Here is a 7,570-nt window from a genome sequence, read left to right on the forward strand (position 1 = left end):
AGATGAACCATCAGGCCACATTCCCCGTCCGAATAACGTCTGCTACGCCTCAACGGTTTCCCAAGGGCGGGTAACAGGCAATCTCATTTCGGCGTCAGTTTGCCAGGCGGAGCACCTCGGCGCCCTCCAGGCCCGCCAGCACCGCGCCCGCGACGGCGAGCTTGGAGTGACGAACGCCACTGCCGATGACGACCCCCGGGTGAGCCGCCACCGCCTCGTCCACCAGGACCGGCCACCCCTCCGGCAGTCCCAGCGGCGTGATGCCTCCGTACTCCATCCCGGTCAGGCTGACCGCGTCCTCCTGCTGCGCGAACGAGATCTTCCGGGCGTCCAGGCGCCGCCGGACCACGCCGTTGACGTCGGCGCGCGCGGTGGCGAGCACCATGCACGCCGCGTAGCGGACCTCCCCGCCCCGCTTCGCCGCCACGATCACGCAGTTGGCCGACTCGTCGAGGCGCACGCCGTACCGCTCGCAGAAGGCGGCCGTGTCCGCCAGCGCCGGGTCGATCTCCGCCACCCGCACGCCGGCGTCCGCGGCGAGCCCCTTCACCGCCCGCGCCACCGGCTCCGCCAGCAGGTCCAGCCGCTCCCCGGCCCCGGTCCACTCCAGCGTCCCGATCCCCATCGCCGTCTCCTCACGCTCGCGCCGGAAACCCTAGCCGGGGAACCCTATGGCGACCGTAAACCCGCGCGGTCCGCGGGCCGTGCGCGACCGGCCGCCGCGTCCCTTCCCCGCTCGCCGACGGGTTTCCCGCTCCGTGGAAGGTTCTCTACTCCGTGGCGAGAACGCGCCGGTGAAGGCCGGTGACGGCGTTCCTGGCCGACTCCATCGCGCCCGCCTGCCAGGCGATCAGGTGACTGAGCCAGTCCCCGGCGAAGTACACCCGCCCGGCCGGACTCTGGAGCAGCGCGAAGCCGCCGCCGTGGAAGGGGAAGCGGGCCCAGGCGCCCTCGATGTGCGGCTGGCGGCTCCAGGCGACGGAGACGCTGGAGCGCAGCTCCGTGCGGTACTTCTCACCGTGGATCCTCTCCCCCCGGGCGAGCGCGCGGTCACGGCGCTCGTCGTGCGTGAGCCCGCCGTACGCCTCGGCCTCCGCGCCGATGTTGTAGTAGCCCACCACGAGGCCGCGCTCGCCGTGGTAGCCGTGGGAGGGGTACCAGATGTGGGTGATGTCCAGGTCGGTCTCGGTGATGCCGCCGTAGATGCGATCGTCGATCTCCCACCAGCGCCTGCCGTACTCCAGGCCCATCTTGCCCGCGGCGTCCGCCACGGGCTCGCGCAGAGCGGCGGTGACCTGGGCGCCGAGGTTGTGCCGGAGGCCGGCGAGCAGGTGCGGCGGGAGCGCGGCGATGCAGTAGTCGGCGCGGGTGACGCCGCCGGAGTGCACGACCTCCACGCCGTCGGGCAGGTTCCTGATCTCCGTGACCCGGGCGCCGGTCCTGATCCGGTCCTCTCCCACCGCGCGGGCCAGCGCGGTCACGATCGCGTCCATCCCGCCGACCGGCTGGAACATGGGCATGGCCTGGTCGACGCCGAAGTCCAGGGTGATCGCCCGCCCCGTCCCCGCGGCGAGCACCTCGCCCAGGGAGGACGGCCCCGGCAGGGGCGTGCCCGCGGCGGCGCCCGGATAGACGGCGAAGCCGCGGCGGTCCGAACCGCGGTAGGACAGGTCCCGGCCGATGTCGCCGAAGTGGCGAAGGAACTCCAGCAGCCGCTCCCGGTCGTCCCCGGTGAGGGTCCGGTCCAGCGCGCCCGCGTCGGTGGCCTTGGCCAGCAATTCAGCGATATATCCGTACATGTCGGCGCGGGCGGTGCGGGCGCGGACCGGCGCGGCCATGCCCTGGGTGTAGATGTACGCCGAGGCGTTGTTGTTGACGAAGATCTCGACGGGCACGCCCAGCTCGCGGCAGTAGTCCATGGTGACCATCCACGACGCGATCCGGGCGGGGCCCGCGTTGAAGTAGACGCCCTCCCCGAACTCCGCGACCTGCGTCCGCCCGCCCAGCTCGGGCAGCCGGTCCCCGCCCCGGAGCGTGAGGTTCCTGCCGCCGATCCGGTCGGCCGCCTCCAGCACCGTGCACTCGTATCCGGCCTTGCCCAGCTCGTAGGCGCAGGTCAGCCCGGCGACCCCGGCGCCCAGGACCACGACCTCCGCCGACGCCCTGCCGCTCAGCGCGAAGTCGGACCGCCGCGGCGGGGTGAAGGACCTCTCCTGGGAGTCGGGGGCGAGCCCCAGCGCCCCCATGGCGGCGAACATCGCCCCGGCGCCCCCGGCCGCGCCCAGGCCGACCAGCAGCGCCCGCCGCGTCATCCCCCCGGCCGATCCGGCGCGCGCGGTTCTCTCCCCGGCGCTCTCGTCGCCCATGCCAGACTCGTCCATGATCACCCATAGACCCCGCTGCCGCAGGCGACCTGGCCGCCGATCATGGCGAAGATCCCGAACAGGGACATGATCTGCCCGAAGTCGTCGGTGGCGAATTCCGTGTGGCGGGGGCCTGCGGCCCGCACGCCCGGGATGAGCGCGCATCCGGCGGCGATGGCGGTGGAGTTCCACTCCACGCCCAGCGTGTAGGGAGGCCGGACCGTGTACGGCCGCAGCTCCTCCAACCGCCCGAGCGCCCGGGCGGCGGCCTCGCGGATGCGGGCCTGGGCGACCGACGGCGGCAGGAGCTCGGCGGAGAACCGGTCGATGCCCTTCTTCACCGCGACCGTCTCGACGTCGCCGAGCAGCTCGTGCGCCTCCTCGCAGACGGCCTCGTCCCCGGTCACCAGCGCCACCGGCACGCCGAGCGACCCGGCGAACGCCGCGACCAGCCGGGTCTCCCCGCAGATGTCACCGTTGAGGTAGACGTTCTGGATCTCCTTGCCCATCCAGGTGTGGTTGAGCACGCCGTGCCGGACCCCGGCCCGCGCGTGGTAGCCGGCGAAGCACGCGGCGGCGTAGGTCTCATCCAGCCCCTGTCCCATCCGCAGCGGCTTGCCCGGCCCCCGGATCAGCGTGGCCCGCTCGTCGAGCAGGTCGATCCTGAGGTTCTTGGTGGACCCGTGGGCGTCGTTGACCCGCACCGCCTCCGCCCCGGCCTCGAAGGCGCCCCGGATCACCGCGTTGGCGTCGCCGGTCATCAGCTCGCAGCCGCGCTCGTAGCCGCGGCCCCCGGCGTGCATCTCCTCGGGGTCGGTCAGCCCGGTGACGCCCTCCATGTCCACCGACACGTACACCTTCACGACAGCACCTTCATCGCAAACCCCTCACCGCGGCACCTTCACGACAGCACCTCCACGACCTTCACGACACCCCCGACGCCGTCTCCGCCGTCAGCTCCGGCGTCGCCTCCGCCGTCCCGATCCCCCACGTCTCGACGCGACGTGCCTCATCGTCGCTCATGAAACCCACCTCCGCGGCCATGAAGTCGCGGACCCGCCCGCGCCAGGGCCCGGGGATCTCCTCCACCGCCGGCGGGTAGCAGCGCTCCAGCCACGCGGTCGACTCCTCGGTCGCGTTCAGGAACCCGGCCGCCTCGCCGAAGACCGTGTCCTCGATGCCGGGCACCCGGGCGCAGCCGTACTCGACCATCTCCTGCCCGCCGTACGGCGGAGGCCGCCGCCACTTGCGCGCCACCCCGCGCTCGGGAGTGACCCCGGTGCGCAGCGGGCGGCGCTCGACGGCGGCGTGGATGAGCTCCTTGTAGAGGCACTTGCCGCACGTCCCGCAGGGGCCGTCGATCCCGCGCAGGCACCAGCGGACCCGCTCCCCGAGGTCCGAGGCGAGCGCCAGGCGCATCGTGACGGCCTCGCTCACGCCGCCGACCGGCAGGACCAGCGGCACGCCCGCCGCGGCGAACGCCTGCCCCCAGGCGCCGTGCGGCGCCCACATCGGGTTGTCGGGGGTGTACCTGTGCAGATAGCGATCACCGCCCAGCCAGCGCGACCCCAGCTCGTAGCCGAGGGCCAGTCCGCCCAGCCCGAGCTCGTCGGCCAGCAGCAGCGCCCCGGCGGCCACCGCGTGGTGCTCGGGGTAACCGGGCCGGGGCTCGGCGAGGGTGAACTCCAGGTCGGAGCGGGCGATCGTGAGCTCCCGCCCGGTCTCCGCGGCGAGCCGGGCCAGCACGTCGGCCCGGTAGTGGGACCAGCGGTTGGGCACGCGCGGGTGGGAGACCCGCTGGAAGTGCACGAACGGCGCGTCGGGCAGGATCGCCGCCACCGCGGCGGAGTCCGCCCCGCCGCTGTAGGAGATCGCCAGCCTGCTCCCGGCGCGGGGGGAGCCGCCGACCGGTCCGGCCTCGATCCCCCAGCCCTCCTCGATGGCCCCGGCCAGCTCCGCGGAGACGGGCCGGTCGAAGACGACCCGCCGCCGCGTCCACGGCGCGACGACGGTCCACGCGGCGAGTGCGAGCAGATCCGGGTGGATCTCGTACGGCCCGCGCGGCAGCTCCACCCGGAACGTGTTGGTGGCCAGCTTCAGGGCCTGGCCGTCGGCGCAGAACCCGATGATGGCGTCCTCGGCGTCCAGCCGGAAGGCGCAGTGCCGGACGGTGCTCCGGTCACCGCCGTCGGCCGTCCAGAAGACTCTCACGCCGCCGCGTCCTCACACCCTGCCGTCGGCGGAGACGGTCCCCTTGGGCGCCCCGTTCCCCTCGGGCACGGCCCGGACCGGGACCGCGCCCCCGGCGGGCAGGGCTCCCTCGGACAGGGCTCCCTCCGGCAGGCGGTCCACCGCCTGCCAGAGCAGCACCTCGTTCTGGAGCACGCGGTCCATCGCGGCCGCGGTCTCCTGCGCCAGCCGGTGGGCGTCGTCCCAGCGCCTCACCTGGTCCTGGGTGACCCGGACCCCGGCCCTGTCCTGACCGGCGCGGGCTCCGGTCCCGCCCGCCCCGGCGCGGAGCCGCTCGACCTCCGCGCCGAGCGCGGCGACCTCGCGGCGGAGCGTCTGGACCTCCCAGAGGGCGTCCCTGATGTCCTGGCGATGGTCGGCCCGGGAGATGTACCGGGAGTCGAACCACCCACGGACGATCCGCCGCAGGCGTGCCGGAATCAGCGCACGCTTCACCAACCGCACCATAATCGGGCACGATACCGGTAAAGCTTGATCTACCAGGACATATCAAGAAAGCGCGGTCAACCGTCAGCGGCCGGTGAACTTCGCCTGGGTCTTCTCCGCGAAGGCGCTCATCCCGATCTTGGCGTCGTCCGTGGCGAACAGCCCGGAGAAGGCCAGCCGCTCGATCTCCAGGCCGGTGTCCAGGTCGGCCTCCAGGCCGTGGTCGACCGCCTGCTTGGCGGCGCGCAGGGCCACCGCCGGGCCGCCGACGAACTTCGCGGCGTAGGCGAGGGCCTCGGTGTAGACGTCGGCGTCGGGGACCACCCGGTCGACCAGCCCGATCTCCAGCGCCTCGGCGGCGCTCACGTGGCGGCCGGTGAAGATGAGGTCCTTGGCCCTGGCCGGGCCGACCAGCCGGGGCAGCCGCTGGGTGCCGCCCGCGCCGGGGATGATGCCCAGCAGGATCTCCGGCTGGCCGAGCTTGGCCGACTCGCCCGCGATCCGGATGTCGGCGCACAGCGCCAGCTCGCACCCGCCGCCGAGCGCGTACCCGGTGACCGCCGCGACGACCGGCTTGCCGATCCGGGCGACCGCGGTGAAGCAGTCCTGCAGCACCCTGGAGTGCGCCGCCATGTCCGCGTAGGACATGGCGGCCATCTCCTTGATGTCGGCGCCCGCCGCGAAGACCCGCTCACCGCCGTAGATCACCACGGCGAAGACCTCCGGGTCGGCGTCCACCTGCCGGGCGCACTCGCCGATCTCCCGCTGGACCTGCCCGTTGAGCGCGTTCATCTTCGGCCGGTCGAGCCTGATCGTCGCCACCCCGTCGGCCGTCTCGACTCGCACGAACTCACCCATGGCCGTCCTCTCCACCGTGGGCGCCCTCGGCCGCCGCGCGGACCGGGGCGCCGCCCGAACATCGTCACCCCAACATAGAGCCGTCCCGGCCGGTGGGCAGCGTCGTCCCCCAGTCCCGCACCGCGTGCTCCCGGGGGGCGGACCGGCCCGCCAGGACCTCGCGGTAGATCTGCTCGTACCCGCGGGTCATGACCTCGACGTCGAAGCTCCGCCGCACGTGGGCCCGGCAGGCCGCCGGGTCGAGCCCGGCGGCGGCCCGGACGGCCTCGGCGAGGTCGTCGACCTCGTCCCGGACGAATCCGGTGACCCCGTCCACGACCACCTCCGGAACGGCCCCCCTGCCGAGGGCGACGACCGGGGTGCCGCAGGCCATGGCCTCGATCATGACCATGCCGAACGGCTCCTCCCAGAGGATCGGGAAGAGCAGGCAGCTCGCGGCCGACAGCAGCTCGCGCTTGCGCACCGCGTCGGCCTCGCCGACGTACTCGGCGTCCGGGCCGAGGCGCGGCTTGATCTGCTGGTCGAAGTACTCCTGCTCCACGTGCTCGGTGATCCTGCCCGCCAGCAGGATCCGCCGGCCCGTCTCACGGACGACGTCGATCGCCAGGTGGGCGCCCTTGTCGTGGTTGAAGCGGCCCAGCCACAGGACCCAGTCCTCCTTGTCCTCGCGGAAGGGGAAGGAGTCCGTCTTGACGGCGTTGTGGACCACGCCCGCCCAGTTCAGGTCGGGCACGGCCCGCCGCTGGGCCTCGGAGATGGCCACCACCGAGACCTCGCCGCCGAGCGCCCGGTAGTAGTCGGCCAGCTCGCCGTCCACGTCGCCGTGGCAAGTGATCACGGTCGGCACGCACCGCGCCGCCGCCATCAGCGGCCCGGCCATCGAGTGGTCGTGGACGATGTCGGTGTCGAGGTCCGAGACGAGCTCGTGCGCCCTGGCCGCGTGCACCAGCTCGGGCAGCGCCTCGCCGATCCGCTCGGAGGGCGGCCGCTCGTAGGTGGGCAGGAAGCGCGCGCTCGTCTCCGTCCTGCCCACCCCGATCAAAGTGACCTCGTGCCCGCGCCGGGACAGCCCGTCCACCAGCTCGGCGAGCATCGACTCGATTCCCCCGTAACCTCGGGGCGGCACCTCGTACCAGGGAGGCGCGATCATCGCGATCCGCAGCCCGGCGCGCCGCTTCGGCAGATCCCTCGTGGAAACCATTGTCACCCTCACCTACGGCCCGCCGGCCCCTCAGCCACGGCTCGGGCACGGTCCGGGCACAGCGTTCGACAAGACCTACCGCAGCGCGGCGGTCACGGGACTCCGCGGTTCGTGGAACAGCGTCACCCCCTCCGGGAGACCTGTGACGGATACACCTGTGTCACCGACCTCGATCGTGACCCGGGAGCTCCCGATCTGCAGTCCCGAGATCCGCAGGTTCTTCAGCCCGACGGGGTCCAGCCACACCTGGTCGTGCGGGGCCCACGGGTCGAGGCGGAGCAGGGTGCGGACCAGCTGGATGGGGGCCGCGGCCGCCCACGCCTGCGGGGAGCAGGAGGTGGGGTACGGCACCGGCACCCCGAACTCCGTGCGGTCGAACCCGCAGAACAGCTCCGGCAGCCGCCCGCCGAGCGCCTTGGCGGCGTCCAGCAGCCCGAAGGCGATCCGCCGCGCCCCCTCCGCGAAGCCGTAG

At 73.2% G+C, this 7,570-nt stretch carries 7 protein-coding genes and 1 pseudogene; all 8 read right to left on the reverse strand.

What is annotated here, in order from left to right:
* Nucleotides 1-94 precede the first annotated feature (94 nt).
* On the reverse strand, nucleotides 95-625 hold the full coding sequence (locus Plo01_RS25620) for a YbaK/EbsC family protein (protein WP_203893236.1): 531 nt from the start codon (nucleotides 623-625) through the stop codon (nucleotides 95-97).
* A gap of 145 nt (nucleotides 626-770) precedes the next feature.
* A complete protein-coding gene (locus Plo01_RS25625) occupies nucleotides 771-2,381 on the reverse strand; it encodes a flavin monoamine oxidase family protein (protein ID WP_239317034.1) in 1,611 nt (536 codons plus the stop codon).
* A 2-nt stretch (nucleotides 2,382-2,383) separates the two neighbouring features.
* The gene (locus tag Plo01_RS25630; protein ID WP_203893237.1) at nucleotides 2,384-3,226 is read right to left on the reverse strand and encodes a M55 family metallopeptidase; all 843 of its coding nucleotides are present in this window, start codon (nucleotides 3,224-3,226) and stop codon (nucleotides 2,384-2,386) included.
* Between the two features lie 61 nt (nucleotides 3,227-3,287).
* Nucleotides 3,288-4,574, reverse strand: a complete 1,287-nt coding sequence (locus tag Plo01_RS25635; RefSeq protein WP_203893238.1) for a DUF6395 domain-containing protein — start codon at nucleotides 4,572-4,574, stop codon at nucleotides 3,288-3,290.
* Between the two features lie 12 nt (nucleotides 4,575-4,586).
* Nucleotides 4,587-5,048, reverse strand: a complete 462-nt coding sequence (locus tag Plo01_RS25640; protein WP_239317037.1) for a hypothetical protein — start codon at nucleotides 5,046-5,048, stop codon at nucleotides 4,587-4,589.
* Nucleotides 5,049-5,123: 75 nt separating this feature from the next.
* Complete coding sequence (locus tag Plo01_RS25645; protein WP_203893239.1) at nucleotides 5,124-5,897, reverse strand: enoyl-CoA hydratase/isomerase family protein; 774 nt, start codon at nucleotides 5,895-5,897, stop codon at nucleotides 5,124-5,126.
* Between the two features lie 64 nt (nucleotides 5,898-5,961).
* Nucleotides 5,962-7,098 carry a glycosyltransferase family 4 protein gene (locus Plo01_RS25650; RefSeq protein WP_203893240.1) on the reverse strand — a complete coding sequence of 379 codons (1,137 nt, stop codon included), beginning with the start codon at nucleotides 7,096-7,098 and terminating at the stop codon, nucleotides 5,962-5,964.
* Nucleotides 7,099-7,173: 75 nt separating this feature from the next.
* A pseudogene (locus Plo01_RS25655) lies at nucleotides 7,174-7,570 on the reverse strand (glycogen debranching N-terminal domain-containing protein); the annotation flags it as partial.

This window comes from Planobispora longispora (assembly GCF_016863135.1).
GTDB lineage: Bacteria > Actinomycetota > Actinomycetes > Streptosporangiales > Streptosporangiaceae > Planobispora > Planobispora longispora.